Source organism: Paenibacillus sp. 01T443 (genome assembly GCF_056398325.1).
Genome location: NZ_JBFTPE010000005.1, coordinates 380,940 through 407,780 on the forward strand (window position 1 = coordinate 380,940; position 26,841 = coordinate 407,780).

The 26,841-nt window shown below is 44.9% G+C and carries 28 protein-coding genes; 15 read left to right on the forward strand and 13 right to left on the reverse strand.

Going from position 1 to position 26,841, the window contains the following annotated elements:
- Window positions 1-236 precede the first annotated feature (236 nt).
- The gene (locus AC1DLI_RS09375; protein WP_477601783.1) at window positions 237-992 is read right to left on the reverse strand and encodes a YheC/YheD family protein; all 756 of its coding nucleotides are present in this window, start codon (window positions 990-992) and stop codon (window positions 237-239) included.
- 196 nt (window positions 993-1,188) lie between these two features.
- Here AC1DLI_RS09375 and AC1DLI_RS09380 point away from each other — a divergent pair, with 196 nt between their 5' ends.
- The gene (locus AC1DLI_RS09380) at window positions 1,189-1,800 is read left to right on the forward strand and encodes a DUF1349 domain-containing protein (protein ID WP_477601785.1); all 612 of its coding nucleotides are present in this window, start codon (window positions 1,189-1,191) and stop codon (window positions 1,798-1,800) included.
- Between the two features lie 142 nt (window positions 1,801-1,942).
- Here the strand turns inward: AC1DLI_RS09380 and AC1DLI_RS09385 are convergent, their stop codons facing one another.
- The 3 genes from AC1DLI_RS09385 to AC1DLI_RS09395 all read right to left on the reverse strand — a co-directional run bounded on the left by AC1DLI_RS09385 (window position 1,943) and on the right by AC1DLI_RS09395 (window position 7,035).
- Window positions 1,943-4,066, reverse strand: coding sequence for a serine hydrolase (locus AC1DLI_RS09385; RefSeq protein ID WP_477601787.1), 2,124 nt, complete (start codon window positions 4,064-4,066; stop codon window positions 1,943-1,945).
- A 160-nt stretch (window positions 4,067-4,226) separates the two neighbouring features.
- Entirely contained in the window at window positions 4,227-5,504 is a 1,278-nt protein-coding gene (locus AC1DLI_RS09390; RefSeq protein WP_477601789.1) for a hypothetical protein, read from the reverse strand.
- A 238-nt stretch (window positions 5,505-5,742) separates the two neighbouring features.
- On the reverse strand, window positions 5,743-7,035 hold the full coding sequence (locus AC1DLI_RS09395) for an ATP-binding protein (protein WP_477601791.1): 1,293 nt from the start codon (window positions 7,033-7,035) through the stop codon (window positions 5,743-5,745).
- Window positions 7,036-7,523: 488 nt separating this feature from the next.
- On the opposite strand from AC1DLI_RS09395, the gene AC1DLI_RS09400 reads away from it, so the two are divergent.
- Window positions 7,524-8,513, forward strand: a complete 990-nt coding sequence (locus AC1DLI_RS09400; RefSeq protein WP_477601793.1) for a LacI family DNA-binding transcriptional regulator — start codon at window positions 7,524-7,526, stop codon at window positions 8,511-8,513.
- 31 nt (window positions 8,514-8,544) lie between these two features.
- Here the strand turns inward: AC1DLI_RS09400 and AC1DLI_RS09405 are convergent, their stop codons facing one another.
- Together AC1DLI_RS09405 and AC1DLI_RS09410 are read right to left on the reverse strand one after the other, a co-directional pair.
- On the reverse strand, window positions 8,545-8,916 hold the full coding sequence (locus tag AC1DLI_RS09405) for a VOC family protein (protein ID WP_477601795.1): 372 nt from the start codon (window positions 8,914-8,916) through the stop codon (window positions 8,545-8,547).
- A 101-nt stretch (window positions 8,917-9,017) separates the two neighbouring features.
- Window positions 9,018-9,485, reverse strand: coding sequence for a MarR family winged helix-turn-helix transcriptional regulator (locus AC1DLI_RS09410; RefSeq protein ID WP_477601797.1), 468 nt, complete (start codon window positions 9,483-9,485; stop codon window positions 9,018-9,020).
- 284 nt (window positions 9,486-9,769) lie between these two features.
- Between AC1DLI_RS09410 and AC1DLI_RS09415 the strand changes: the two genes are divergently transcribed.
- The 10 genes from AC1DLI_RS09415 (at window position 9,770) to AC1DLI_RS09460 (ending at window position 17,330) form a co-directional block, all read left to right on the forward strand.
- Window positions 9,770-10,216 (forward strand): hypothetical protein, encoded by a 447-nt coding sequence (locus AC1DLI_RS09415; protein WP_477601799.1) that lies wholly within the window; start codon window positions 9,770-9,772, stop codon window positions 10,214-10,216.
- 1 nt (window position 10,217) lies between these two features.
- Complete coding sequence (locus tag AC1DLI_RS09420) at window positions 10,218-10,439, forward strand: helix-turn-helix transcriptional regulator (RefSeq protein WP_477601801.1); 222 nt, start codon at window positions 10,218-10,220, stop codon at window positions 10,437-10,439.
- A gap of 172 nt (window positions 10,440-10,611) precedes the next feature.
- The gene (locus AC1DLI_RS09425; protein WP_477601803.1) at window positions 10,612-10,947 is read left to right on the forward strand and encodes an ArsR/SmtB family transcription factor; all 336 of its coding nucleotides are present in this window, start codon (window positions 10,612-10,614) and stop codon (window positions 10,945-10,947) included.
- 66 nt (window positions 10,948-11,013) lie between these two features.
- Complete coding sequence (locus AC1DLI_RS09430; protein ID WP_477601805.1) at window positions 11,014-11,544, forward strand: SRPBCC family protein; 531 nt, start codon at window positions 11,014-11,016, stop codon at window positions 11,542-11,544.
- 361 nt (window positions 11,545-11,905) lie between these two features.
- Window positions 11,906-13,513: a sensor domain-containing diguanylate cyclase gene (locus AC1DLI_RS09435; protein ID WP_477601807.1), complete on the forward strand. Its 1,608-nt coding sequence runs from the start codon at window positions 11,906-11,908 to the stop codon at window positions 13,511-13,513.
- Window positions 13,514-13,753: 240 nt separating this feature from the next.
- The gene (locus AC1DLI_RS09440) at window positions 13,754-14,494 is read left to right on the forward strand and encodes a hypothetical protein (protein ID WP_477601809.1); all 741 of its coding nucleotides are present in this window, start codon (window positions 13,754-13,756) and stop codon (window positions 14,492-14,494) included.
- A 6-nt stretch (window positions 14,495-14,500) separates the two neighbouring features.
- The gene (locus AC1DLI_RS09445) at window positions 14,501-14,878 is read left to right on the forward strand and encodes a GntR family transcriptional regulator (RefSeq protein WP_308997363.1); all 378 of its coding nucleotides are present in this window, start codon (window positions 14,501-14,503) and stop codon (window positions 14,876-14,878) included.
- Window positions 14,871-15,569 (forward strand): ATP-binding cassette domain-containing protein, encoded by a 699-nt coding sequence (locus AC1DLI_RS09450; protein WP_477601812.1) that lies wholly within the window; start codon window positions 14,871-14,873, stop codon window positions 15,567-15,569. The genes AC1DLI_RS09445 and AC1DLI_RS09450 overlap by 8 nt, the downstream gene beginning before the upstream one ends.
- Window positions 15,570-15,608: 39 nt before the next feature.
- Complete coding sequence (locus AC1DLI_RS09455) at window positions 15,609-16,343, forward strand: DUF4386 domain-containing protein (RefSeq protein ID WP_477601814.1); 735 nt, start codon at window positions 15,609-15,611, stop codon at window positions 16,341-16,343.
- A 12-nt stretch (window positions 16,344-16,355) separates the two neighbouring features.
- Window positions 16,356-17,330 (forward strand): NAD(P)-dependent alcohol dehydrogenase, encoded by a 975-nt coding sequence (locus AC1DLI_RS09460; protein ID WP_477602355.1) that lies wholly within the window; start codon window positions 16,356-16,358, stop codon window positions 17,328-17,330.
- Between the two features lie 140 nt (window positions 17,331-17,470).
- On the opposite strand, the gene AC1DLI_RS09465 is transcribed toward AC1DLI_RS09460, so the two are convergent.
- Window positions 17,471-18,253 carry an MBL fold metallo-hydrolase gene (locus AC1DLI_RS09465; RefSeq protein WP_477601816.1) on the reverse strand — a complete coding sequence of 261 codons (783 nt, stop codon included), beginning with the start codon at window positions 18,251-18,253 and terminating at the stop codon, window positions 17,471-17,473.
- Between the two features lie 125 nt (window positions 18,254-18,378).
- Here AC1DLI_RS09465 and AC1DLI_RS09470 point away from each other — a divergent pair, with 125 nt between their 5' ends.
- Complete coding sequence (locus AC1DLI_RS09470) at window positions 18,379-19,263, forward strand: TetR/AcrR family transcriptional regulator (RefSeq protein ID WP_477601818.1); 885 nt, start codon at window positions 18,379-18,381, stop codon at window positions 19,261-19,263.
- A 250-nt stretch (window positions 19,264-19,513) separates the two neighbouring features.
- Window positions 19,514-19,837 carry a 2Fe-2S iron-sulfur cluster-binding protein gene (locus AC1DLI_RS09475; RefSeq protein WP_477601820.1) on the forward strand — a complete coding sequence of 108 codons (324 nt, stop codon included), beginning with the start codon at window positions 19,514-19,516 and terminating at the stop codon, window positions 19,835-19,837.
- Window positions 19,838-20,134: 297 nt separating this feature from the next.
- Here the strand turns inward: AC1DLI_RS09475 and AC1DLI_RS09480 are convergent, their stop codons facing one another.
- On the reverse strand, window positions 20,135-20,542 hold the full coding sequence (locus AC1DLI_RS09480; protein WP_477601822.1) for a VOC family protein: 408 nt from the start codon (window positions 20,540-20,542) through the stop codon (window positions 20,135-20,137).
- Between the two features lie 309 nt (window positions 20,543-20,851).
- Here AC1DLI_RS09480 and AC1DLI_RS09485 point away from each other — a divergent pair, with 309 nt between their 5' ends.
- Window positions 20,852-21,055, forward strand: coding sequence for a DUF378 domain-containing protein (locus tag AC1DLI_RS09485; RefSeq protein ID WP_308997355.1), 204 nt, complete (start codon window positions 20,852-20,854; stop codon window positions 21,053-21,055).
- Window positions 21,056-21,156: 101 nt separating this feature from the next.
- On the opposite strand, the gene AC1DLI_RS09490 is transcribed toward AC1DLI_RS09485, so the two are convergent.
- From AC1DLI_RS09490 to AC1DLI_RS09510, 5 genes are all read right to left on the reverse strand, one after another.
- On the reverse strand, window positions 21,157-22,002 hold the full coding sequence (locus AC1DLI_RS09490; RefSeq protein WP_477601825.1) for a sugar phosphate isomerase/epimerase family protein: 846 nt from the start codon (window positions 22,000-22,002) through the stop codon (window positions 21,157-21,159).
- A 48-nt stretch (window positions 22,003-22,050) separates the two neighbouring features.
- A complete protein-coding gene (locus tag AC1DLI_RS09495; RefSeq protein ID WP_477601827.1) occupies window positions 22,051-23,058 on the reverse strand; it encodes a zinc-dependent alcohol dehydrogenase in 1,008 nt (335 codons plus the stop codon).
- Window positions 23,059-23,077: 19 nt separating this feature from the next.
- Window positions 23,078-23,962 carry an AraC family transcriptional regulator gene (locus AC1DLI_RS09500; RefSeq protein ID WP_477601829.1) on the reverse strand — a complete coding sequence of 295 codons (885 nt, stop codon included), beginning with the start codon at window positions 23,960-23,962 and terminating at the stop codon, window positions 23,078-23,080.
- Between the two features lie 114 nt (window positions 23,963-24,076).
- Window positions 24,077-24,940: a sugar phosphate isomerase/epimerase family protein gene (locus tag AC1DLI_RS09505; protein WP_477602357.1), complete on the reverse strand. Its 864-nt coding sequence runs from the start codon at window positions 24,938-24,940 to the stop codon at window positions 24,077-24,079.
- Window positions 24,941-25,332: 392 nt separating this feature from the next.
- Entirely contained in the window at window positions 25,333-26,580 is a 1,248-nt protein-coding gene (locus AC1DLI_RS09510) for an MFS transporter (RefSeq protein ID WP_477601831.1), read from the reverse strand.
- Window positions 26,581-26,841 lie beyond the last annotated feature (261 nt).

Sequence of the window (26,841 nt, forward strand, 5' to 3'; positions counted from 1 at the left end):
TTCTTAATTAACCGATAATCTCGTTCCTATATAGACAACGAACGATAAGCTACAGAATCGACATCGCGAGCAGAAAATATATTGGATACTTTCGTCATCTTTAAATGAAACTCCTTTACAAAATTTGAAGCAGCAGACGAATTACTCCTTTGCCAATGTTCCGAATCCATCTTATTCCTATGGGGACGATGCTGATCAAGACAAAAAAAGCCGCCTTTGGATAAGGCGGCTTTTATCTATTTTTTTCTACCATATTGCTTGGCATAGGCCATAATGCTGCGATACATGCTTTTGTCTTTCATATGCTTCAGTGGATAGAACTGAGGTCTTGTATTCACCTCAAGAATCCAAGCGTTTCCTTTATTGTCTAAGGCTACGTCCAGCCCCAGCTCACGGAATCCGCTGCTATGTTTATCAAATAATTGACCAACGGATTTGCCCAGCTTCTTAAGATCTTTTTCCTTGCGCTCGCTGCTAGTCTTGCTAAAGCCTGCTTTAGACAGCGTTTTTCGGAAATATCCCAAATCGCCGCCTTGATGGTAGTTTGTCGCGACTTTGCCCGGCATCCCTACTTTCGTGAAAATCGCAGTGCTCTTCCATACATCGTTGTTCGATTTTTGAACCATGACGCGGATGTCAAACGGCCTGCCATTCGCAGTAGCAAGCTGAATGCCCTTCTGCAGCAGATAGGAGCCCCCTTTGGCCCGTTTCTTCAGCTGACCATAGAGAGCGTCTAGTGTTGCATAACGGGTTTTTTTTGCGTTGTGTTGAACTTGATAGCCATTCCCCAGCTTCTTTATTCGATTTATATTAAAACCGCCTGTGCCGCCGGTAGGCTTGAAATAAACAGTAGAATAGCGAGAAAGCATAATGCTGAGATTGCTGCGGTTAAAGAGCAAGGTATGAGGTACATATTTACGTATATTCGCGTTTTTAAGCAGCCACTTCGTTTTTACCCATTTGCTCTTAATCGATGTACTTCGATAACTCATAATGTCCAAATCCCCCCTTTCTCCTAGCATATGAGGGGCTATTAAAGTTTGCTCGTGCTCCTGTCTAGCATATAATCGAATGGTAGATAATAATCTTAGTTCCTCACTTTTTAGGTAAAGGAAAAATATTGAAATAAAACATATAATTAAATAAAATGGAAGAGAGATATATCACATACATGCTAGGGGTGTATACATGAATTTATTCGATAGCTGCTCCGGTCAATCTTTGCAAGCGGAATTAAACTGGATTAATAAACCGGACAATTGGGAGTTTGATGTCGACCAGGCTTTAGTCGTTTCCGCACCAGCCGCTGCTGATTTTTTTATTGATCCATCAGGGGAAACTATCAAATCCTCCGCTCCATTTTTGTATACAAAGGTCAAAAGCGATTTCAGCGTGGTCACCAGAGTCAGCGTAGAGATGAAGCAGCAGTACGATTCAGGATGCTTGATGGTCATGGCCGATGACACGCATTGGGCCAAGCTCTGCTTTGAGTTTTTTGAGGATTATCCTTCTATTCTCAGTGTAGTGACCAAGAACAGCTCGGATGATTGTATCTCCGCCAAAGTAGAGGTCACTCAGCCGTATCTGCGAATTGCAAGGGCTGGAAACTGCTTCGCCTTCCACTATTCACTGGACGGGAAGCGGTGGGAGCTGGTCCGGTATTTCGGGTTGGATTGCCCAGAGGAGATAAAGGTAGGTGTTGTGGCGCAGTCTCCGGTCGGTGATGGCGCTCAGGTAAAGTTTGATCTTTTTCTGCTTGCCGATGGCAGCTCTGGCGATATTCGAACGGTGAGAGAATAAAGCCTCAGAGATGAGGTGGGCCTATATCGAGCGCACCATTATAACCGATATATAGCCTGCCATTATCGCTTCCTTTACGGTTCGCGTAATCGCAGACTATATTGTAACGCTTCATCCTATTCTTATTTTACGTTGCGCAGCCTTATGAGGCTTTTGGCATAATGACCGAACTGGCGCTTCCCGGTGCACTCTGCGAGAGAGCTGCAACGATCTGATCCGTCGGCTGCGTAAGCAGCATGAATAAAATGGCCGCCAGCTCCTGCTGGTTCAACATCTTCCGTGATTGGTAATTAGCTGCACCATTTGCATTCACTTCAACCTCAGGCCCATGGATGCCGAGAGCGACCATCATTTGAACGGCTGGAACCGCCCAAGCGTCTGTCTTACCTACTAGCTTCACATCCTTAAATAGCTCCGAAGGATACTGAGGGCTTAGCAAGCGCCATATCATGGCAGCAGCTTCTTGACGCGTAATGGCGCGGTCCGGTACAAACTTCCCGGAACCGCTCCCCTTCACCATCCCAAGCTCATAAGCGGCTTGAATAAAGGAAGCCGAAGGATGTCCTGCCACGTCGCTGAAAGCAAGCTCAGTCGTTTCGCTGCCTTTCAGATTGCTTGATTCCAAAAGAAATTGTACGTATTCTCCTCTTGTTACCTGCCGTTCCGGCTGGAACGCTTTGCTTGCGTCGTTCGCATAATACCCAAGCGACTGCAGCGTTAATATTTGCTCGGCATAAGCATGATCATTAGTCACATCAGCAAATCCTGCTGGCGTTACCCCCTTGCTTGCATAGCCTAGCGGATTGAGATAAGGCTCCTTCATATAAAGAACTTTTCCGTTCTCATCCAGCTTGAACGCGGTAAATTGATTCGTCAGCTCATCGACGAACAAATTTGCATCCACTTGATGCAGCTTACGAGGTCCGATAATAGCGTCGGTAATCGTCAAATCCGCTTCTTCCGACTTCAGGCTCGACACGATGCTTCTGATCCGAAGATCCGCATAGTATCCGTTGAACTTTTCCAGCTCATCGCTTGATGATGACTTGTAATCGGCAAGCTTCGCAGGCGCCGAATATTGCGGGAAAAACGTCTGGATGAACTGCGGATAAAACAGATTGCGCAGCACGCCTTGTTGGTTATACGTCAAGAAAACACCGGTATTCTGCTCAGGAATAAGAAATAAATAAGAACTGAAGTCTGGCAGGTCTCCGCCCTTCGTAATGACTTTTGAACTGCTTCCGGCACCGGGAATCTGGAACGGCGCTTCAAAGCCGTAAGTCGTGTCTGGCAAAAGCGGATGAATAGACGAGCGATATACTTCCATTTGTTCTACTGTGTTATTGGCAAGAATTCTGCCGGATTCAGCTGCGCCGCCATTAAGGAAGGCAATCATAAATTTACCTACGTCCTCGGCAGTAGTAAGCATACCACCTTGCGGCATAATTGTCGGTGTGAGCGCATAAGTCTCAACGCGCTGGCCTGCCGCATCGTATCCTGTAGCCAATTGCTCCTTCAGCTTGCCTTCAAGTTTGAAGCCGCTGTTGTTCATTCCGAGCGGTTTAAATATATTTTGATCCATATATGTCTCATATGGTAATCCGCTTGCTTTCTCCACAACTAATCCAAGCAGCAAAGAGCCAAAATTGTCATACATATAGGAGCTGCCAGGCTTCCGGACAATTGGAGGCAAATTGGCGCGGACATAGTCTTGAATGGAGACAGATTTGTCGAAATCGTAGTGAAGATCTTCCTGGTTCGGATCACGAATTTCAAATCCCGTCGTGTGTGTCAAGAGATGCTCAATCGTGACGGGGGTATTGAAAGGATTTTCAACCTTTAGGTCCGGCGCATACTTCAAAAAATCGTCCTTTAGGTTAAGCTTGCCCTGCTCGATAAGCTGCATTGCCGCTACGGCCGTAAAGGACTTCGAAACCGAAGCGATCCGGAAAACGGTAGAAGCAGGGTCTACTGCATCCTTCGTATCTTTGTCCGTAGCGCCATAACCTTTCTGCGCGATAACCTTGCCGTCTTTCACAACAACGACGGATGCGCCTACATAATGAGGTTTAGCGGCTTCCGAGGCAAAGAACTCATCGAGGAAGTCGGCTGCGTTTTTCGCATTAAGCTCCACGGCTTGCCCTCCACCACTGGTTTCCGGCGCTGCCGCATAGACGGTTGAGGTCATTAAACATACGGTCAATAAGGCTACAGCAAATGATTTGGCCCATAATGCGGTTCTAGCAACGTACAAAAGTCTTTTCATTTTCACACTGCCTCTCCCAAATTTTAGGTAACAAACCATTATTACGCATCCATTAATTGGGAGGTTTCATTTTTATGAAACTCGCAAACACCTCATAAGTTGTACCATAGCTTTATAATTAGTGATACATCAGGCACTTCCTAGACTCTCTTATATTCACTCAATCTATCAAATACTCAAAGTAAATCTCATTAACGATGCCATCCTTAATGTCCAAATAGAGATTGCTGTAAAAGTCATTAGACAGCGCATAGGCAAAGTTATGAGGCGGGGTTCTCCCATCTTTTGCAAGCTCAACGAATGGATAAACCTCCTCAACCTGCTGCGCCGTATCTCCTACTCGAATCCCTAAGGATGTTGCGTATCGCTCGTCTGTTACCCGCATGTTGACCAAATAATACTTATCCCCTTTCGCTGAATACAGCGTTAATTCGAGCCCCTCATAGGTAAGCGACTTCGTATACATGCCGTTAAAGGTACCCGCATCTGAACCCAGCTGCTTTGTTAACTCTGTAAGCGGCTCTCCCAATAAGGCCGTCAGATCAACCTCATTGTCATAATCACGCAAGGCGATATACTTCCCGCCCGCTTGTATAGCGAGAAGCGGAATTTCCCCTGCTATCTCTTCTTCTACTTGAAAATGTAAGGGGTCCAACACGAACCCCTTCTCTGTAAATGTATAGTTTACATCCATTGTTCCAAATTTCATTTTCCCCGTACCTGCTCCGACAAATGCATCCACTGTTGCATAAGTAAGATCAGGCCTATCACGCACCGTATATTTAATGGAATGGTGAAAATCGATTTTATCGCCCCAGGCTTCCAGCTTTTTAGAATCAACGGCCTTCTCGTAGATTTGTCCATTGACGTTTAATCTGATCCACACATAGCCATTAAGGGGTAAGACCTGTGATTCTACGCTTTGATCCAGATACTGCCCTGCAGACGGCACTGGAATTTCAGTCATATCTTTGGAATGCAACACATGCAGCTCTTGTGAAAAAACACCGCTTGAATTAGGAATGTTTAAGACAACGACCAGCTCATCAACCTCATCGTTATTGAGATCGGACAGCTGAAGTGTCGGAGGAAATGCAGAGCTGTATTCGTTTAGTTCCCAATTAAATATCCGAACCTCACCATTCTCGTTCTCGATATACACTTGCGAATATCCACCATTGCCATTCGATCCAGGTGTTACATAAAGTCGGTAGCTTCCGTCCGTTGTTTCTGCAAGTGTCCGTAGACCGTCTTGATCAGAAGCGTCTGTCGGATCAGATACAATTGTCTCCTTTGGATTCGCCGGATCCGAAGATGGACCCCCTCCTAATTGAGGCAATACGAATATACCCGCTCCGATGAGTATGATAATAACACTCGCCAACGCTATAATCCTGCCTAGATGCAATGAATTACGCTTAGATTGGTTTTTACTCATTAAGCAGTCCTCCCTTTATTAGCTGCCGATAAGGCTGCACGTGCATCGACCTTACGCCTCTTACCAATAGACTCCTTTCATCAAAGAAAAGTTTCCTGTATCTTCCACTTTTTTCATTATAGAGGAAGTGCATCAATGCAAAAAAGAGGAAGACATGATGTCTCCCTCTCATTGCTATGTATTTCGTTCTCCTGCCGGCTAAATCACTGCGGACCTAATTCAGACCGGACTTCAAGGGTTATTCATTAGGCAGAATGATCTCGACGGTCGTCCCTTGATTAACTTTACTTTTTATTGTCATACTCCCCTTGTGCCCTTCTATTATTTTATTCGTTACCATTAATCCGAGCCCCGTCCCCATCTCTTTCGTCGAATGAAACGGTTCGCCCAGCTTAGGCAGCTGCTCCTCAGGAATGCCGATCCCTTGATCAATAAACCGGATTAATATTTGATCAGGTTGAATATTTTTAACCTGAATCCGGACTATTCCTCCATTATGCATCGCTTCTAGAGCATTTTTAAGGATGTTAATAAAAACCTGCTTCAGCTGATTTTCATCACACTTGATTATGGGAATGTCACAATCATATTCAGTAATGATTTGTACATTGATCAGATTTGCCTGAGCGCCAAGCAGCATTACGATATTACTAAGGATACTTTCCAGATTTTTTTCTTCCAGAGAGCGGACAACCTGTGGATTTGAAACGATCATAAATTCATTTACGATAAAATTGATTCGTTCGATCTCAGCCTGCATAATCTCAAAATAGTTTTCATAACCAAGATTTTTTGAATTTAATAATTGCAAAAATCCTTTTAAAGAAGTTAATGGGTTTCGAATTTCATGAGCAACTCCCGCTGCCAATTGCCCAACCACGGAAAGTTTTTCAGACTTCCTGATCATTTCCTCTGTTCGCTTTCGCTCGGTTATATCTCTCATCACATTTTGAATGACGGGCTTACCCATATATTCTTCAATACAGATGCATGATGTTTCGACGTCTATAATTTCTCCATCTAAACGGATAATCTTCTGCTCTACGCATTCCGAACGTTCTTCTGTCGGTATAATAGACTGACTTCGCTCGGTCTCCATCTCATGATAGTCGGGATGTAAAAAATCATAAACCGGTTTTCCTACTACTTCCTCAATCCCGGTTGCCCCAACGACTTTCAAAGCAGCATCATTCGCATAGATCAAAATACCGTCACTATGAATCGTTATAGGCTCTGGTGAAAGCTTGATGATTTTCCGATACCTTGACTCGCTGTCACGAAGCATTTCTTCTATTTGATTCCGCTTAAAATTATTAATCTGCATAAGCACATACAGCAACCAAGCCATGATAAGGACAAAGAAAAGGCCTTTTAACGTTTGTATTCTAGTTATGGTTTCCGCATCTTTGAAAAATATAGCTAATACATTGTCTGTCATTACAATCCACAGACTCGTAATAAGTACATAAATGAATACTATTTTTAAAATGTTACTTTTTCCATTGGACTTTTCTTGTCTGCTTGAGCCCATAAAAAAATCCCTTCTTTTCCCCATAAGTTTTCGAGCCTACGTACGATGGAATAGTCAGGGATAGATCTCCAATCGCTTCAGCTGACGATTTTATTTACAGAAAAATCCATAAGCGAAAGATATTATCCTTCTTTACTTGCACGTTGGAAAATTTTTTCCCAACATGACCGAGTATAAGTTAATTTATTTTCCTAGTCAATGCTAATTTCGATAGTTTCCAACGATGAAGTTAGCAATTAAAATTAGATTAACAATGAACGTACATACCATGAGTTTATAATAGCCTGCAGCCGCCTTTTAGCCGATACACCCTATATAAATGAAGCAGTCAACGGAATTTTCGTTAACAATTAATTAATGTCCTATAATAGAAAAGTCGGCGTCGACTGCAGGCAATCTATTTTATATTGCATATTGAATGGACGTAAAATATAATTTGCATATACAGGAAAGTTTTTTCCTGAATTATGAATCAGTCGGTGATTAACATGAAAATAACGATTAACGATATCGCAAAAATAGCCGGGGTTTCTATATCTACAGTCTCAAGAGTGCTCAATAACAGCAAACCCGTTAAAGAAGAAGTTAGAAAACGGGTGATAGACGCCATCAAGCAGACCAACTACCGCCATAGCGCTTTAATCCACGATGTTGAAAAGAGTGATCCCTGCCTGATCGGTGTCATTATTCCGCTGCATACGCATACAGTGTTGGACGAATTTATCAGTGGTATTAAAAATGTATTCCATTTATATGGATATGACGTTTTAATTACGCAAACAGACGGTACAATCGAAAGCGAGCTTCACCATTTGAATCTATTCAATAAACTTCGAACTCATGGCATTATTTTCGCAGGAACGCCTCTACATAATAAACATATCAACATGATTGCTGGCACACCCTGCATAGCAATCGGCCAAATCTCAAACATCCCTTCCATACCTTCTGTACATATAGATAACATAACTGCTGCATATGAAGCTGTAACCTCCCTGATCCAGAATGGCCACCGCAATATTGCAATGATTCGAGGATCAGGCACATCAGCCGTCGGCGGAGAACGTTTTGCAGGTTATTTGCAGGCTTTAACGGATGCCGGGATTTCGATGCGCAAAGAATGGGTCGTGGAGAGCGGGTTTTCCGTTGAGGAGGGTAAAAAGGCAATGCGCAGCATTGCAGCAACCGGTTCGTTGCCTACCGCTGTATTTTGTTCAACTGATCTCATGGCTCTGGGAGCGATGAATTACTTACTCGACAATGGCCTTCGAGTTCCTGAGGACGTTTCCGTTTTCGGCTTTGACGGCAGCTACATGTCAACGGTAGCAAGGCCTAGACTTTCAACCGTTGAATACTCATCTACGGAAATTGGTATGACGGCTGCCCGAAATCTATTCAAAATGATTAAAGGGGCCACGGATATTCCGCAGCATACCCATGTAACGCATTATTTAGCGGTTCGCGACAGTACGAATTGAAGACAAAGGCTTCGGGATTAGTCGCATTAAACTAATCCCTATAATAGGAAAGCACCCAGCCAATGCCGTTTCGATCCGTGAGAATGGCGAGTAACCCGTTAAAAGGAGCCTCGTACTTCTCAACATTGATGCGACCGCCGGCTGTCAACGCTTCATAGACCTTGTTGAATTCCTCCTCCGTCTCAAGCTTCAGTATGAGCTTCACATAGTCACCTTTCAGAGACGGCTTGGCTGCGGTTGTATCCGCGAAGTTGATCTTGGTGCTTTCGAAATGCAGTTCCGCATTTAATACTTTATCATCCTGTGTTCTTAAAATTTTAATCTCACCGCCGAGCACGCTCCGGTAATACTCGATTTCATCCTTGCAATTTTCCACTACGACAAAAGGGCTTACGTTCTTCATATCCTTAACCTCCCATTATTCATAGGTTCATATTTGGCTCGTAACATTTAAACCGCATAGCGAACAATTGTCTTGGATTTCAGACTGCTAGGGTGAAGCTGTTACTCCCTATTGCGAACCTGTTCGCTTACATTCTGGAGTACCTTCTTCAACAGATCCAGCATCAATGCGTACTCCTCGCTGCTTATGCCGATACTGGTAATCTGTCTCACGTGATCCAATGCTTCCTGAACCTTCGGAACGATCGTTATGCCTGCTTCTGTCAAATACAACAAATGGTAACGGTTATCTGCGGGATCGGGCTCTCTTCGCACATATCCCTCTGCCTCAAGCTTAGCAATCGCCTTCGCGGTCGTTGTCTTATCAATGAGCAATTCCTCACTTAACGCTTTCTGGGTTATCCTTTCCTTGCCCGCAATGGCCATAAGGAAAATATACTGTCCGCTCCCTATCCGAAACGGAGCAAGCTCAGCCGCAATGAGAATCTGCATATTACGGTAAATAGCCGAAATGTATTTCCCATATGACTCCGTGTTGTTCTCACGGGTTTGAAGCCAATCGATATCCACTACTTTGCGCCTCCTCGAATAGAACGTTATTGCAACTAATAAAAGTATATGCCGCATAGGATGTTATTGCAACTAATTTAATGAAGGATCTTCCATACCTGTTTGTGGGCCAATGAAAGCCCATGAGCAATTCACAATCACCTGCCCCGACTAGCAGCATAGTAAGGCAGCAAGAAAAAAATTCATTTTAATGTAAAGAATACTTTACATTATGTAATTAATAAGTTACATTACTTTCATGGTCCTTTACTTAAAATGAAGATCAGCTTACAGGAGGAGTAAAAATGTCCTATCAAGAAAAAAAGAACATCGTATCTTTGATCGGCACCATATTGATTTTCGGATTTTATGGCTGGTATGTATTTCAACAGCGCCTGAATGGGAGCTTGGATTCAAACGATTCACTCAGCTTCTGGGGGGCCGTCATTCTAATCTTGATCCCGGTGTCCATCGCAGCTAAGATCATCATCACGATCATATTCAATATCATCTTCCGAATGACAACGGATGAAACCGAGCCAACCTTCTCCGATGAGTTAGACAAGTTGATCGATTTGAAAGCCACACGGAATTCGCATTACGTGTTCATTCTCGGCTTTCTCCTTGCGATGGGATCACTGGTCCTCGATGTGCAGCCCTTCGTAATGTTCCTTATCCTTATCTTCTCAGGTTTCGTGTCAGAACTGGTCGGAGTGACAACGCAGATTTATCTATATCGGAAAGGAGTCTAAGATGGGCAAAAGTCTTATCGGTAATAACGTACGTAAACTACGATTCAACCATCACGAGATGACCCAGCAGCAATTGGCTGACAAAGTAGGCGTAACCAGACAAACCATCGTAACCATCGAAAAAGGAAATTACTCCCCCTCGCTGGAATTGGCTTTTCGGATTGCTCGCGTCTTCAACTCCCCTTTAGAAGAAGTGTTCTTTATGGAAGATGGAAATTCATGAAATACCTCTCTAAAGCAGCAACTAATCATAAAAAAAGGCCAGAGTTCTCCGACGTGGAATTCTGGCCTTTTTTATACTTACTCTTGGGATACAGTTATTTCATTTCTGTCCCGGGCAAACATGAATTTAATATTCCTTGACAGGAATATTCCTTATCAGGTATATTTAACTCATGAAATTAATCTTACTTGCTCTAGCCGAGCCCCACCGATTACAAATTGTCGAACTCTTACGCGAATGTCCTCTTACTGTTGGAGAAATCGTCAATCGACTCGGGCTCAACCAGCCGCAGGTTTCCAAACATCTTCGAGTACTTGGTGATGCCGGACTCGTCGAGATGTATCCCATCGCCAACCGGCGGGTTTACAAGCTGCGTCCTCAGCCACTACAAGAGCTGGACACATGGCTAGGCTCCTTTCGTCGTATGTGGGGAATTCCGTTCGATCATCTGGAAGCTTATATGCAAGAACTACAGGGGAAGACTAATACCACTGTCTACAACGATTAACGATCGAACCATGGTTTAACAAATGTGGACCTAATGAATACTACAATCAAATTTGGAGGAATCGACATGACGGAAAGCCAAGCAGCAAACACCAATCCTACGAACACAGAGGAAGGAAAGTTGGTGATCACTCGTACTTTCAACGCGCCGCGTGAGCTAGTGTTTAAAGTATGGACGGAGTCCGAGCACTTGAAGCACTGGTGGGGACCTACGGGGATGTCGCTTGAAGTAATAAAGCTTGATCTGCGCCCAGGCGGTATGTTTCACTATGGCATGCGCTCCCCTGATGGCCATGAAATGTGGGGCAAGTTCGTCTATCAAGAAATTGTTGCACCTGAAAAAATCGTCTTCATCAACTCCTTCTCCGATGCTGAGGGTAATACGATACGTCCCCCATTCAGCTCTGAATTTCCGATTGAAGTGACGAATATCGTAACGTTCGACGAACATGAAGGCCAAACCACCCTCACTCTCCGGGGAGGTCCACACAATGCAACAACCGAGGAGCATGCATTCTACAAAGGTATGTTTGATTCCATGCAGCAAGGCTTCGGCGGCACCTTCGACCAGCTCGATGCCTACTTAGCGAAAATTTAAGGATCTGATGTTGCCTCGCAAAGACTGCTTATATAATCAGGGCCGTAATAGTCACCTCAATGGTGGCTTTCACGGTCCTTTTCTTCCTTTGTCCGGAGTATTATTTTATCATCTACTAAGCCAGTAGACCCTCGTTATAGGAGGGCTACTGGTTTTTGTGTTTTCAGCGGAGAAGGCAGAAAACAATTTTCATAGGAGCTCAAGACGTTAACTGTGGCTTGCAGAAATTCTCCTCCTTCCACCTACCGTAAATAGGATAATAGTAGCAATTATTTAATGATTATTCCATGCGTTTGAAAGGTATGTGTAGAATAACGTCGAATTGTAACGAAAGCCAATTTTTAAAAAGAGGAGTTTTACCATGCCTGTACTGCGCGAGATTAAAAGAAGTCAGAGGAATAAAATCGGTCTAGCCACACTTCTATCGGGATTAGTCATACTTTCCGTCGTGCTCACTTTGACGCTCTTACTCATTGCGTCCTATCAATCAAAAAAACAGGCATTATACGACACGACACTCACCTTAAATTTCACAAACGCTGCAAAGATGAGTCAAACCATGGACTCCTTATTTAAATCGATGCGGAGCAGCCTTCAATATACAGCCGGTGTTTTATCAAGTAATCCTACTACGAACGAAGAAGAGATGTTTAAAAACCTCGAGCTCATGCGTCTTAGCAGCAGCTACTTTAACTCCGTCTTCGTAGTGGATGAAACGGGACTCGTCCGCAACAGATCTCCTTATTCCGAAGGCGCTGTCGGGAGCCGCATTTCAACGGAAGCTGCCAAAGAGGCACTGGCTTCGAGAAAGCCCTACTTATCCCATTCGTATACAACCTCCAAGAGCAATCGCCTCATTGTATTTATGAGTGAGCCGTTATTTGAGAAAAACGGGACATACCGCGGAATTGTCGGGGGCACCATTTTTTTGCAGGAGAACAATATTATGAATATGATTTTCGGGAGCAATAACGTCGATGATGCCGGCTCCTCCTTTTATGTGGTAGGGTCAGACGGTCATCTGTTATACCATCCCGACAAAACCCGGTTAGGCGAGGATATTAGCGCTAATACAGTCGTTCAGAAGCTTGTTCAAGGCAAAAGCGGGAAGGAGCAGATGATCAACTTGAACGGTGTCCCCTTCCTCGCCGGATATTCCAGCGTTCCGGAGAACGGTTGGGGAATAGTGGTTTATTCTCCGATCGGTGCTATCCATGAACAATTAAATGATCATATCCAAACCTTACTCTTGTATTCACTCCTTCCGTTCATCTTATTATTGCTTTCCGCAATATGGCTTGCTCGTAGATTGGCACGCCCTTTCGTATCACTTGCGAACCTCGTTAGCAAAATCGGGAGAGAAGAAGTCCGTCTTCCGGAAACCAAGAACCATTGGAACAGGGAGGCCGATTTACTTACAAAAGCGATAACGGTTGCATTAACGGATATAAGAAAGCATACGGAGCAATTAACCCGCGATGCCATGACAGATCCATTAACAGGGTTAACGAACCGGAGAACGCTTGAATCCATTATGAATAAATGGATAGCCGAACAAGTCTCTTATTCCATTATTGTTATGGATATCGACCGATTCAAAAGAATTAACGACACGTACGGTCATCAAACTGGGGATGAAGTGTTAAAGCTTCTCGCCAAAATCATCATGTTATCCGTTCGACCCGGTGATGTAAGCTGCCGTTATGGTGGAGAAGAATTCGTCGTGCTTCTCGCCTTAGCCACAGCATCGGATGCTTATCTCGTAGCCGAAAGAATTCGCAAAACAATGGAAACGAGTGAGAATACAGTCGGGGAGCAGATTACGGTCTCCATGGGTATCGCCCATTATCCATTACACTCTGATTCTGCTGACGCCTTGTTCCATCTAGCCGACCAAGCACTATATAAAGCTAAGGAATCAGGAAGAAACCGGACGATGGTTACGGATATAGCGGATCAGAGCGAATAACTCATGCAAAGAATGCCGGTTGCCACTCGGAAGAGCAGGCTGCCGGCATTCGTTATGTCTGTACAAAGGACATATTTCATTTCTGGGTGAGGTTCATGAAGCAACGAAATAACTACGACTGCCAAGTTTACATGCCAGGCAGTTTTTGTAACGCCCATTGACATGAATTAATGAATTAGTGTACTATCTCACTAATACAATAATTCATGGTTAGCATTTTAAATTAAAGGGGAGATATAAATGACCAACTGGACAGCTTTATTCAAAAAGGATTTTCGTTTGACAAGAACTGTTTTTTTCATAGGACTTGTGATGAACTTCTTGGTTCTATTGTTAACGTTGTACGTGGATATGAATACTGGCGATAACTTATTCCTGTTTATACCCTTGTTAGTTGCTGTTGTGCTCCATATTTTTTATCTTCCGGTCATCTTGTTTATCAGCTTGCGAACAGAGGCCGATCAGCTGCACCTCTGGCTGCATGATCCCCGTTCGTCCTCCACCTTACTATTAAGTAAAGTATTGAATGGGATTGCCATGATGTTTGTATCCTTAGTTATTCTATATTTGATGGCGGGGTCGCTGATTATTTCGAGGTTCAGTTTAATTGAAGCGTATTGGACGGATACTTTGAAGGCGGGATTACTGATTTTTCCTCATATTTTTTTGATCTCCATTATGATTAGTGCCTTCGTGATACTCTTATGGTCTATACACCATGCGCTAAAATACAGAATTGGACGTTGGACCTGGTTAGCGCTTCTTGGTGCGGTTATCATCCCAAACTGGTTAGGCGCCTTATTCGATTCCTCTAAACCATATAAGTTATTAACGCAATGGATAAGATTGGAAACGAATTTTCCGACATTCTCAATAGATCCCATACCTGTATATGCGGGAGAATATCTGTATCACTTTATGGTTGTCGTTGGACTATTTTATTTGAGTGCTTGGATCATTGATAGGAAAGTTGAGGTGTAATGATGGATGGATGAATTTAATTCTACAAAACCAATCTATCTGCAATTGGCAGATCGGATCAATCGACTGATTGTAAGCAAAGAGTTAAAAGCAGGTGAGAAGCTTCAATCTGTCCGCGATATGGCGTTGTCCTACAACGTCAACCCGAATACCATTCAGCGTGCTTACAGCGAACTGGAGCGTGAAGGCATTTTGGAAACAAGACGAGGTCAAGGAACGTTCGTCACAGAACATGAGGATCGACTGATTCAACTACGCGGGAATTTGAAAGAAGAGCAGATTCTAACGTTTGTTCAGGTCATGCAGGAAATGGGATACAGCTCATATGAGATCATATCCGGACTACAGGACCACTTAAACAAAATGGATAAAGGGGATGCGTAATGTGATTGAACTGACTAATGTTTCAAAGAGGTATATGAAACGTCCTGCCATTAAGAACATTTCATTAGCGCTGCCCTTGGGTAAGATCATAGGCATTGTGGGCGAGAACGGCAGCGGAAAATCAACATTATTGAAGCTTATTGCAGGACTTTCGCATCCGACAAGCGGATCGGTAACCGTTAATGGAGAAATCGCGAATCGAAGAATTAGTAAGCTCGTTTCTTACATGTCAGGGCATGATTCGTTCTATTCCATATTCACGGTAAGAGAAGCACTGGTCTTTCAGGCTACTCAGTTTACTGACTTCAATATAGCTAAGGCTGAAGATATCATGAAATATATGCAGCTAGATCCCAATAAGAAAATCAAAGATCTCTCCAAAGGAAATCACGGCCGGTTAAAAATCGTGCTTACTCTAGCCAGAGAAGCGCCTTACATTTTAATGGATGAACCATTATCTGGACTTGATCCGTTGGTGCGTCAATCTATCGTGAAGGGAATGATTTCTTATGTCGATTTGGAATCGCAGACCTTAATCATGACGAGCCATGAGATAACGGAAATCGAATCGGTACTAGATAGCTTCATCGCAATCAAAGACGGGTCATTGATTCGAATGGATGATGTCGAAGTATTACACGTATCAGAGGGGCTTGGTATATCGGATTGGATGAAGAAGACGTATATCTAATTATTATCAAATCTATATTTAAACGGAGGAGATAAAAAAATGATTTCAAATAGAAAAACTGCAGTCATTGTAGGTGTATTATTTATTCTTGCGGCGGTTACGTCGATAATAGGCCTTCTCTTATACGATCCTATTCTAAATGACCCCGATTACCTTACTATAGGTTTTGAACATAAAAACCAAGTGGTTCTGGGAGCGCTTTTCGAGTTAATTCTTGTCTGCTCCGCTATTGGCACTTCGATTATGCTGTTTCCATTATTAAGAAAGCAAAATGAAAGTATAGCTCTTGGGTATGTCTGCTTCAGGTTCCTTGAAGCAGTTATCATTACTGTTGGTATAGTCAGCGTACTATCCCTATTAACCTTAAGTCAGGAATTTGTAGAAACCGCGGCTCCGAATGCTTCCTCTTTTCAAACTTCAGGCACTTTATTAACAGCCGTACACGACTGGACCTTTATGCTTGGACCAAACTTCATGCTGGGCATTAACACGATGATGTGCAGTTATTTGCTCTTTAAATCAAAACTCGTTCCCCGATTTATATCTGTCATGGGCCTTACTGGAGCAACACTTATTTTTATCGCTGCCTTGTTGGAAATGTTCGGTGTTATTCTTCAGCTTTCAACATGGGGAGCCATTTTGGCGATTCCCGTGGCCTTATATGAAATGACTTTAGCGGTATGGCTTATCGTTAAAGGTTTCAATTTATCAGCATTCGCTTCCGAGTCAGCAACAACAAAAACGATCAAGCAAACAGCAGCAAACCTATCATGAGGAGGAATACTTATAAAAGCTATTGTGGCATCAAAATACGGATCACCCGAGGTTCTTCAGCTCAAAGAGGTCAAAAAACCTACACCCAAAGACAATGAACTACTAATAAAAGTACATGCGACAACCGTAAACGCCGGAGACTGTAGAATGCGAAGTTTTACAGTCCCCCCTATGTTTTGGCTCCCCGGTCGAATAGCTTTAGGTTTTAGAAAACCAAGAAATCCGATATTTGGAATGGAATTAGCCGGTGAAGTTGAAGCAGTCGGCAAAGATGTAACACAGTTCAAGGCAGGTGACCAGGTTTTTGCCTCGACCTTCAAGGCAAGTTTTGGTGCCCACGCCGAGTATAAATGTCTGCCTGAGGATGGAGCAGTGGTAATAAAACCAAACAATATGACCTATGAGGAAGCCGCTACTCTTTCTATAGGAGCAGTTACCGCTCTGTTTTTCCTCAAAAAAGGCAACATCCAACCCGGCAAAAAAGTGCTTATCAATGGCGCTTCGGGTAGTGTAGGCACTTTTGCGGTGCAGCTTGCTCAGTACTTTGGGGCAGTAGTTACCGGGGTATGCAGCACTCAGAATATACAATTGGTAAAGTCTCTAGGAGCAGAAAAGCTCATTGACTACACGCAAGAGGATTTTACAAAAAACGGCGAGACCTACGATATTATTTTTGACGCAGTAGGCAAGACTACGCTACCACAATGCAATAGCTCGCTGAAGAACAAAGGATATTATCTGCATACGGGATTGGTGGGGTCAGATATTAAAGGGCTGTGGTATACGATGACAACAGACAAGAAAATTGTCGGCGGAACAGCTGTCACACGCAAAGAAGATCTAGTATTTCTCAAAGAGCTTACTGAGACCGGCCAATTGAAGCCGGTTATTGATCGCTGCTATCCGCTGGAGCAAATGGTCGAGGCGCACCGGTATGTTGATCAAGGTCACAAAAAAGGAAATGTAGTCATAACATTGAAACCCTAACACCTCATCCATTGTGAACACAAAGGATTATCGCCGTGCTGCACTTATTGCTTTTCCTTTTTTCCTATCGCCTTTTTCTTTATCAGCGAATAGCCTGACGGAAGGCTCGCCCTCCCTGTCAGGCTATTTGTTCATTCAACTCACGAGTTCACGGTCAAGTCCACTATGCGCTGGTTAATGTCGCCTCTCAGCAGTCCGCCATGGTAGCAAACGACAGTTTCGATATCAAACGGTTTGAATTTCTCCAACGATGCGGTTGCTTGCTCCATGTTAATCGTAGAGTAAGGAGAGGAACCTAGCAATTGGCCGTTATGGACAACCAAGGCGTCGCTAGCTATTACAGTTTTGCTAGCTTGATGGTACAGACTAACGTGGCCCGGTGTATGACCCGGCGTATGGATTACCGTTAGACCTCCTCCTATCGGAAGCGTCTCTCCGTCCGCCATAAGCCGCGTCACATTCGGCTTGGACGGACGAACGAAGACATTCTCGAACTGAGTGCGCACCTCGATCGGTAAGGTGTCGAGCTCGGCGCTTAATCGCTCGGGCGGAAATTTCAGAAGCGGAACTTTCCCATCAATCGTGTCCCTATCGTCTGCATGGGCATATACGTCAAATGATGGCGCGCCTTCATCCTCCAGAAACCCCGGAAAGCCGCCGATGTGATCGATGTCTTGGTGCGTTAGAATAATGGCCTGAAGAGGCTTCCCAGAAATTCCAGCTTGCTTGGCGTAAGCTTGAATTGCGCTTGCCGAGCCCAGCATACCCGTATCGATCAACGTCCAAGAGTCATTGTCGTACACGATGATAGGATGAATCCTCATCGTACGATCACCAAGCTTCATCTCCAAATCCAACATCTCTAAACCTTCCGCAATACGCATCATTGCTGCCGAGCCGGCGAGAGAGCCGAGCTTCGGCACACCTCCTTTAAATGTATAGAATAAAACCAATGAGTTCAATATAGAACTAATTAGTTTTATTGTCAACACCATGACGTTGACCTCATTCGAAACTCATGTCAATATAGGGTGGGGTGGTAGTCTACATGAAGGATTTAAAGAAGGCCAAAATTCTCGAAGCGGCCATGGATTTGTTTCGGAATAAGGGCTACAGTGCAGCTTCCGTGCAAGACATCGCTGAAGCGTGCGGGGTAGCCAAAGCTAGCATTTACAAATTTTTCACATCTAAAGAGGACTTGTTTACAGCGACCTTCATAGCCTGCCATCAAACGTTGCTGGAGCAGGCGGCCGAGCTTGACCGATCCGGAATGCCGCTTGGCTTGTCCCCAAAGGAAAAGCTAAGTCGCAAGATAGAGTTCTATCTGTACTATATCCTCGAGAATCATCTGTTTATGATCGAATTTAGTGCGCCTCCCATTACGGAGAACGAGACGTTCATGGAGGCGCAGAAGAAGATAAAGATTGCCCTGCTTACCTGGCGGAAGGAGATGTTGATTGAAGCATTTGGCGAGCACCTTGAGTCGCATGCTTGGGACGCAGTCATGATCTTCCATGGCATCCTCCACGAATATACGAACGGCGTCTTACAGAAGGTGATCTCGCTGCCCATTCCCGAGCTTGCGGACTTCATTGTCGATCGTATGGAAGCAATCGTCCAAGACATGGTACGAACGGCACCAAAGCCGATTATCGGCGAATGGATCGTCCAATATAATCACACAAACCAAAACGACGTGGAAGCACGAAAGGGTACGGTCGGCGAATTCCTTACGGCGATGGAAGAGCGAATTCAGACACTCCCCCTGCCGGCAGCCACTCGTACGGAGTTAAGAGAAGTTGTAGGTCTACTGCGCAATGAAGTGCAGTCGAAACAGCCAAACCTCACCCTGCTCCGAGTGTTGAAGACTCATCTGGAAGCCGTTCCGGAACTGCGCTCGTATTTGCGCCAACTCAAGCTGCTGATGACCTAGATTACCGCTTTTGCGGCACATAAGATGAGGTAAGCGATTTTTAGACTCAATTAGTAAAGTTTTTCTAGTCATGAAATAAGGAAATCAAAAAAGCCGTGTCCCGGATTCCCTTCATCAGAAATCCAATCACTCCAACTGTCTGAATCTTTTTAAGAAAAGACTATACTATTGGACTTATTCACGAAGGTAATGGTTTAATATAAGCAGATTAGGAAAATATGAGGATGAATAATCCGAGGAGGAATGGCCAATGCCGACTGTTCAAATAGAGGGAAGAGACGCCATTCAGGCAGTTGCAGGCACGAAACTCGTGCTTGCGTTAGAGGATAGCGGGATCGACATCCTGCACAGATGCGGCGGCAATGCCAGGTGCACAACATGCGCCGTAGAGGTGCTCTCTGGGAATGCGGGTGAAATGGAAGAGGCTGAAGCGACAGTCCTCCGTAACAAAGGAATCGAGGACGCCGCTATCCGGCTATCTTGCCAAATTCGGCTGCATAGTGACGTAACGGTCCGGCTTATCAAGACAGCCACTTCTACAGGCTTGGAGCCTGGCACTCGCCCCCAAGAGTAATCGAACCACCTCTTTGTCACGATATACGGTATTGAAGAAGTAAGTTGCGATCATCACGATAAGGGTATAGCAACAAGCTAACTGCTAGTAAATTAAAGGTCTGGGACTCCTCGTTTGAGGACTCAGACCTTTAATTTGTCTGTATAGGACGAGCACGTGCTCGATCCTCTCCTCTAAAATAAGAGCTTGTCTGAATTCTTTTCGGAGCATGACTCCTTGTTGACTCGGTACATAAAAAATACAGAGAGACGGCTTTAATCTCGCCACGCTCTGTATACTGATTGTACATACTATTATTCATTCTTTTTCCATTGGATTGACCGCAAAAATAGAATGGATATTACCCTCTGGATCAGCGAAAAATCCGGTTGTATGCCCCCATGACATTGTCATTGGCTCGGAAATTGCCGTAGCGCCTTTCGAAATAAATTCCTCATATAGATCACGGACAGCCTTCGGGGAATTACATTCAAAATTCAGTTCGAAAGCCTGACCTTTACGCTCTTCGATAAAGGAATAATGCTTGTTCGTGTTATCAGCCATCAGCTGTTTGGAGCATATCGCGAGACGAACTCCCTTATTCTCGAATTCCACATAATGATTCTCTTCGATCACTGCTTTAAATCCAATGACTTCCCGATAGAAACCTGCCATGGCGGATACATCGTTAGCCAGCACAGTAATACCCTCTAAACGAACCTCCACATCTCATCCCCCTTTAGTGAATATCCAAATTATAGCACAGTATGTTGACTACCTATTAAATGGCTTCTCGGCTTTTACTCCTCCCCTACCGCCACCGGTTTCCCCTTATCAGAACTCCAATCACTCCAGCTGTCGGATTCACTTTTGGAATGTGCATCGACCTCCCTTAAACTCCAAAAAATGCAGCTTGTATGGCATATCCTGCGGTAGCTGCTCATAAACCTAAAGTATGCAACCAAGAATCAGCACACCTGTATCAGATCGTTGCTCCAAAAAAAGTTGAGAACCCCATTAAGGAGGCTGTTTCTAATGAAGGTACTTAACGTAATCAGTCTTATTTTGGTCATCCTAGGCGGCTTAAACTGGTTATCCGTTGGCTTGTTCAATTACGACGTCGTCAGTGAACTTTTCGGGGGTACGGAAGAAGTTGTGTCGCGAATCGTATATATCGTTGTTGGTGTCGCAGCGCTTTATGCTCTCTCCTTCTTCTCAAAGGTAGCAAGCGAGGATTAAAGAAAAACGACAGAAACCGCAGGACACGTCTGGGTTTACCGGATGTGTCCTGCGGTTTTCATGTTGCCTATTATTTCATTCGTAGTGTTTTGCAGCTGTAGTTACACGTCGCCAAGCGTTGAAAATACCCGGTCAAAGCCTGTCTTCGAACGACGTAACGCCTCTTCCATCGTTGGTTGAACGCCATCTCCATACGGCATCAACACTTCTTGCGCAACGACGCCCGTATAGCCGATTTTTCGCAAGCTGCGTAAAAAACCGCTCAAATCGATAACACCCTCTCCCGGATAAAGCCGATCATGATCCAATACTTGCTCGATCGGCATCGATTTGGCATCGTTAATATGGACGTACGCAACTTGATTAGCCAACAATCGCTCCAGATCACCGGTCGTTACGCCATTGGTATGCCAATGATAAGAATCCAGTAGTAAGCCGATATTCGGCCTGTCGATTGCATCCATGAACGCTAATGTATCCTCCATCGTATGGATGAAAGGATGCTTGTAAGCCGTTCGCCAATGATGCGGACCGACGAATTCAAGGCCCAGCTTCATACCGTATATGCCTAAAATATCCGCGCATCGTCTAAGCCGGCGAACCGCCTGTACGGCCAGAACTGCCGGGGAAAGGGCTGTCGAAGGCAATATATACGTGCAGCAGGTATCGCTTCCCAGCAAAGCCGCCGCTTTGGCGCGAGCCTCCAACAAAGCCAAACCGTCCAGAAACTCTTTCTCACCGTTCCGCCAATCCACGCCTAGATCGAAAGCACCCATCGCCATTCCGTACGAATTCAGCAATTCCCTAGCAGCTTCCAGCCCGTAAGTTTCAATCAAGCCTGCCGCATCAATCTCCACAGCTTGGAATCCATTTTCCGCTGCCAACTCAATCAATCGCTTATCGTCGCCGACCCTACCTAGTCCCGCCCGGGTCAATCCTCTTAACATATACCCCAGCTCCATCAGAAAAATAGAATAATCGCAATACTGCCGTTTTTAAGACCAATCGAATAAAACGCCATAGTAATGCTCTTTGTCTTTTCTTAATCCTTCGTACGCGGACGCCGCTTCCTCCGGTTTAAGAATATGACTGATTAGCGGTTCGATGCACAGCTTGTTCTTCGCCATTAAATCAAAAACGAGTTGCGAATTTCGCACTAAGGAATGCTTCACGAACGAGTCTTTCTCCACCGGATAACGCCATTCATGCGCCCCTTTGAAGGCAATGCTGCCATAATTCATCAAATGAACGTAATTCAGCATCTCGGTGACGTTGGTCTGATACTCCCCCCGCGGACTGCCAAGAAGAATCAGCTCCCCGAACTTGGCGATCAAAGGCAAATTATCGACGACTACCTTCGGCACTCCGGTCGCTTCAATCAAGACAGACGCTCCTTCGCCTTTCGTCAGCCTCATTACCTCTTCCCGAATATCCCCGCGTCCTGCATGCAAAGCCGCGTCAATCCCCGTCGTTTCCGCCATCTTCAATCGTTGATTCGACAGATCGATTCCGAACACATTCGCTCCCTGCAGCTTGGCCAATTGGGAAGCCATATTGCCGATCATCCCCAGCCCCGTAACGACTACGTTGTCTCCCAATTCAATTTGCGACACCCGAGTCGAGGTGAAGGCCACCGTCGCCATCCTCGTGAAAGGAACCCAAGTTAACGGAACATTCTGCGGAGCCCTCAAAAAAACACCAGTCGTCGGAACGATTTGATAAGCGGAATGATCGCCGTAATGGAAAACAAGATCGCCGGGACTGAACTGCCGGGTGCCTTTGCCTACTTCTATAATTTCGCTCACCGAGGCGTACCCGGGCACCCCGGGCATGCCAAACCACCCTTCGTTTCCGGACAAGCATGCAAGCTCCGTACCCGGGCTGATTAATGTATATCTTTTTTTAACTAACGCCTCATGATCTCCAATGTGGGAAATGAATAACGGTGTATCATGCACCTCAACCTGCCATGGCGCCGCGAATACGATCTGTTTATTTTGCAATAGTAAAATGCTCCTCTTCTTATACGTCTTTGCGGATCGTGGAGTGGGCGGCGAAAAACTGACTAGGCGTAATGCCAACCGTCGTCTTGAAGGAACGGCTGAACAAATGAATGCTGGAGAAGCCTACCTCTTCCGCAATGGCCGTTAACGTTTTGTGTCCTTCGATAATTTTTGCTTTGGCTTGCTCGATCCGCACATGGGTTAAATATTTATGAATCGTTATATTCAATTGCTCCTTGAATAAAAAGGATAAATGATTGGTCGAGACACCGGCATGCTCGCTGATCGTCACATTATCGAGCCCCGTATCGGCGTAATGCTCATTGATGAAGTTGATTGATTTCTCAAGCACACCCCATCCTTTGGTCATCTTGCCTTCCTGCTCGTTGCTGCCGCTTTGTCCCTTGAGGAAAAAGTAAAGCAGCTCAATGCCTATCGCCTTGGCCATTAAATCGCGGTTGGACTTCTCGTCCAAGAAAATTTTTTGCATCAGCAGAAATCTTCTCTTCAAGTCGATACGGTCCACCTTACGCAAATGAGCGACAGGAAAAACGGCGTCCAAAGCTTTTTCCCTCTCGGGAACTTGTCTGGTCTGCTCATTGATGAGCCCCGTTTCCTTCCAGCCGCTCCGGATTTCGTCGTAATGAAGATCGAAATGCACAATGTATTGAATCAAGGGAACGTCTGACGTCGTTCGAATGATATGCGGAAGCAAGGGGGGCATCAGAAAGAGATCTCCTTCTTTTGCCAGATACTTTACCCCGTTTAAGACAAAATCCGCTTCTCCTTGCTCGATATAGGTAAAGACATGGTCAAAATCAATCCACTCGCCGGAGAGGGAAGAAGATTTTACGATTTTGACGACTCTCACATGTGGAGAAATGGTATTCATCCATGCTTCCATCATTCGTCCCCCAAATTTCCTTTATCGTCATCCGACACGAGCGCTTACAGCTTACTGCATGCCCGTTGGATTATGCACTAAATATAATCCATTATCGGCAACGATTACAGTCCCCTATCCACATCCTCTTACCGGTATACGAAGCCGTTGCTCCACGAAGTCTCTGCAAATTTCCAAACTGCGATAGGGCGTGCTTGTGGACCGGTCGATCTCGACTGTCACCCAGCCCTGATATTGAACCTCGTTCAACGCTTCGATAATAGAGTCGAAATCGATTTTACCAAGCCCCAGCTCGCAAAAGATCGGCACCTCGTTTCCGTCAAGCATCGGAAAATCTTCCGCAACGGCGCCGTCTTTCGTAACATCCTTCAGATGCACGTAAGCGACTCTATCTTTGTAGCGACGAATCAACTCGGCGGGATTCATTCCGGCTCCAGTCAATTGGGCCGTGTCCGGCGCAAAGAAAACGACATCGGAATCGCATAGTTCCATTATGGCATCCAGCTCATTCTCGTTCTGCACTTCAGTCCATAAATGCGGATGAAGGCAGGCTTTGACGCCTAGCTCGAAAGTGCGTTTCGCCGTCTCGATGATGGTTGCAGACGCCGTCTTCAGCTCATCCAAACTGGCCGGCCTTTGCCGGGGACCACCAGGGCCAAGCACCAAATGCCCTGCTCCGCATTGCGAAACAATTCGAGCCAGCCGCACATTATAATCCACAATCTCCTGCCTTTTGGACGGATCTGTAAATTTGCTGGACACCGCTCCCGTAACGCCTCCGTAGAGCGCCGCCAATTCCAAGTTGTACTGAGCCAGCAATTCTTTAAACTGCGCGATATTTTGTTCATATTGAAGCGCAAAAGAAGGCCATGGCTCGATCGCCCGATAACCGAGCTTGGAAGCTTCCTTAAGCGCCTGCAGATGGTTGTCGCCCCATGTTATGGCGTGTACCGCTATCTTCCCTTTAAATGCATTTATACGGTTTCACCCCCATAACAGAATAAAAAAATCCGGATATAACCCGATTATAGGGTTGTATCCGGATTTAATCTTTAGCTTAAACCATTAATTTTTATCTAAAACACGGCTAAGGGCCTTCGCTATGCCATCTCCCATAAATTAAAGAATTTATCTTGTCTGCTTCGAATACGAGCGTTCATCCAACTCAACCGCTCACGAAAGTATTTTCTGAGAGCGGATGTTGACTCCCTGTTGATTAGAGCGCCTTTTGATCGTCAAAGTCACTTGCCTCACACAGTGCTGCATCCGAACCTCGCATACTACCATGTTAATCTAAGACTTTTCCTCACCCGTAGCAACCGGGTTGCTTGGGCTGGAAATCCAATCGCTCCAGCTGCAAAATTCATCACTCACTCTTGCAATGCTTCCTTGGTTGCAGGCATTCCGGCTTCAATTAAGCGTTTGTTACCAGCGAAGAATATGGCCAGAATAACGATTAACAATCCGGTCCCAACAAGCAGCCATTCAATCTCAATCATATCCGCAAGCGGGCCAAAAATCAGCATGCCAATTGGCATCATCGAAGTCGATATCATACCGAATACGCCGAAAATGCGCCCCATATAATTCGGATCCACCTTTTCCTGCAGCAAGACGGTCGTTGGCGTATTCGCCAATGGTATTGCAACGCCGAATACAGCCATCACCATTAAGTAAATCCAGAATATCGGAACAATGCCCAAAACTAACGTGCATACGCCCATAATCAGGTTACCGAAAGTCATCGTATAAACTTTGTTGCGGAAGCCGCCCCATGATGCGATTATGGCTCCACCGGCCATCATCCCGATTGAAAACGCAATTTCAATGGCCGTCAATCGCCAATAGTCATCTCCGAAGCTGCGAGTGACTTGCAGCGGCGTTAAAAACGCGGCCGGAGCCATTAATACAAAGAAAAAGGCGAAAAAAATAAAAAAGGTTTTCAGAAAGCTATGATTCTTAATATAGTTTATTCCCTGCTTGAAGTCATCCAAATAACTTGTCGTTTGTTTATCCGACGCCTTTTGGTGCAAAGGTATTTTCAGAAAGAAAAATAACGTAAGGGTCGCGATCGCCGCCGTGATAACATCGATAAAGAAAATAACTTCGATGGTTGCCATGGAAAGCAGCGTTGCGCTGACAATAGGCGCAACGAACATCATCAGCGCCTGAAGTGTTCCGTTTGTTCCATTGATCTTTGTCAGCTTATCCTCAGGCACAATTTGCGGTAATATCGCTCCCACTGCAGGCGTTTGAATACCTGCTCCGAGCGCGCGGACGGCGGCAATGACAAACAACAACCAGGGCGCGTCATATCCCAGTAAAAATGTGAGAGCGAGCAGCAGCGTAACAATAGCGATCATGGCATCCGATATTATAATCAGATATTTTCGGTTGTATCGGTCCGCCCACACACCGGCAAACGGCGATAACAGAAAAGTAGGAATGAACCCGCAGACGATAAATAGCGCCATCATAAGACCTGATTTTGTAGTAAGCGTCACATGCCACATAATCGCATATTGAACTAATGCAGAACCAAATAACGATATGGTTTGACTGCTTAAAAAAAGAATAATATCCCTTTTCCATTTTTTTGTTTCTTTGGCATTTGTCATTTCTTACACCTTTCTGGAGCCAAATGGATTCATCATTGATTTCTCGGCTTCCTATAGTAAGTCATTGCCATATTCCGTGCAACTAATTCTATCCGCAGGCACAGATTAATTGCAAATATCGCTTTCTATACAACTTACTTCTCCCAGTAAATCAAATATGGTTCGCCCACTCTTATTATGACATGAACAAAAACGGTCGGTTTCTTATGGATTGCTGGTTTCACCTTTCCAATCATCTGACTATCACTATCAGGTCGCAGA

Excerpts from the sequence above, each read along its gene's own strand:
- AC1DLI_RS09375 (WP_477601783.1), bottom strand. The coding sequence starts at position 992 with ATGAGTTATCGAAGTACATCGATTAAGAGCAAATGGGTAAAAACGAAG.
- AC1DLI_RS09380 (WP_477601785.1), top strand. The coding sequence starts at position 1,189 with ATGAATTTATTCGATAGCTGCTCCGGTCAATCTTTGCAAGCGGAATTA.
- AC1DLI_RS09385 (WP_477601787.1), bottom strand. The coding sequence starts at position 4,066 with ATGAAAAGACTTTTGTACGTTGCTAGAACCGCATTATGGGCCAAATCA.
- AC1DLI_RS09390 (WP_477601789.1), bottom strand. The coding sequence starts at position 5,504 with ATGAGTAAAAACCAATCTAAGCGTAATTCATTGCATCTAGGCAGGATT.
- AC1DLI_RS09395 (WP_477601791.1), bottom strand. The coding sequence starts at position 7,035 with ATGGGCTCAAGCAGACAAGAAAAGTCCAATGGAAAAAGTAACATTTTA.
- AC1DLI_RS09400 (WP_477601793.1), top strand. The coding sequence starts at position 7,524 with ATGAAAATAACGATTAACGATATCGCAAAAATAGCCGGGGTTTCTATA.
- AC1DLI_RS09405 (WP_477601795.1), bottom strand. The coding sequence starts at position 8,916 with ATGAAGAACGTAAGCCCTTTTGTCGTAGTGGAAAATTGCAAGGATGAA.
- AC1DLI_RS09415 (WP_477601799.1), top strand. The coding sequence starts at position 9,770 with ATGTCCTATCAAGAAAAAAAGAACATCGTATCTTTGATCGGCACCATA.
- AC1DLI_RS09420 (WP_477601801.1), top strand. The coding sequence starts at position 10,218 with ATGGGCAAAAGTCTTATCGGTAATAACGTACGTAAACTACGATTCAAC.
- AC1DLI_RS09425 (WP_477601803.1), top strand. The coding sequence starts at position 10,612 with ATGAAATTAATCTTACTTGCTCTAGCCGAGCCCCACCGATTACAAATT.
- AC1DLI_RS09430 (WP_477601805.1), top strand. The coding sequence starts at position 11,014 with ATGACGGAAAGCCAAGCAGCAAACACCAATCCTACGAACACAGAGGAA.
- AC1DLI_RS09435 (WP_477601807.1), top strand. The coding sequence starts at position 11,906 with ATGCCTGTACTGCGCGAGATTAAAAGAAGTCAGAGGAATAAAATCGGT.
- AC1DLI_RS09440 (WP_477601809.1), top strand. The coding sequence starts at position 13,754 with ATGACCAACTGGACAGCTTTATTCAAAAAGGATTTTCGTTTGACAAGA.
- AC1DLI_RS09445 (WP_308997363.1), top strand. The coding sequence starts at position 14,501 with ATGGATGAATTTAATTCTACAAAACCAATCTATCTGCAATTGGCAGAT.
- AC1DLI_RS09450 (WP_477601812.1), top strand. The coding sequence starts at position 14,871 with ATGCGTAATGTGATTGAACTGACTAATGTTTCAAAGAGGTATATGAAA.
- AC1DLI_RS09455 (WP_477601814.1), top strand. The coding sequence starts at position 15,609 with ATGATTTCAAATAGAAAAACTGCAGTCATTGTAGGTGTATTATTTATT.
- AC1DLI_RS09470 (WP_477601818.1), top strand. The coding sequence starts at position 18,379 with ATGAAGGATTTAAAGAAGGCCAAAATTCTCGAAGCGGCCATGGATTTG.
- AC1DLI_RS09475 (WP_477601820.1), top strand. The coding sequence starts at position 19,514 with ATGCCGACTGTTCAAATAGAGGGAAGAGACGCCATTCAGGCAGTTGCA.
- AC1DLI_RS09485 (WP_308997355.1), top strand. The coding sequence starts at position 20,852 with ATGAAGGTACTTAACGTAATCAGTCTTATTTTGGTCATCCTAGGCGGC.
- AC1DLI_RS09490 (WP_477601825.1), bottom strand. The coding sequence starts at position 22,002 with ATGTTAAGAGGATTGACCCGGGCGGGACTAGGTAGGGTCGGCGACGAT.
- AC1DLI_RS09500 (WP_477601829.1), bottom strand. The coding sequence starts at position 23,962 with ATGGAAGCATGGATGAATACCATTTCTCCACATGTGAGAGTCGTCAAA.
- AC1DLI_RS09510 (WP_477601831.1), bottom strand. The coding sequence starts at position 26,580 with ATGACAAATGCCAAAGAAACAAAAAAATGGAAAAGGGATATTATTCTT.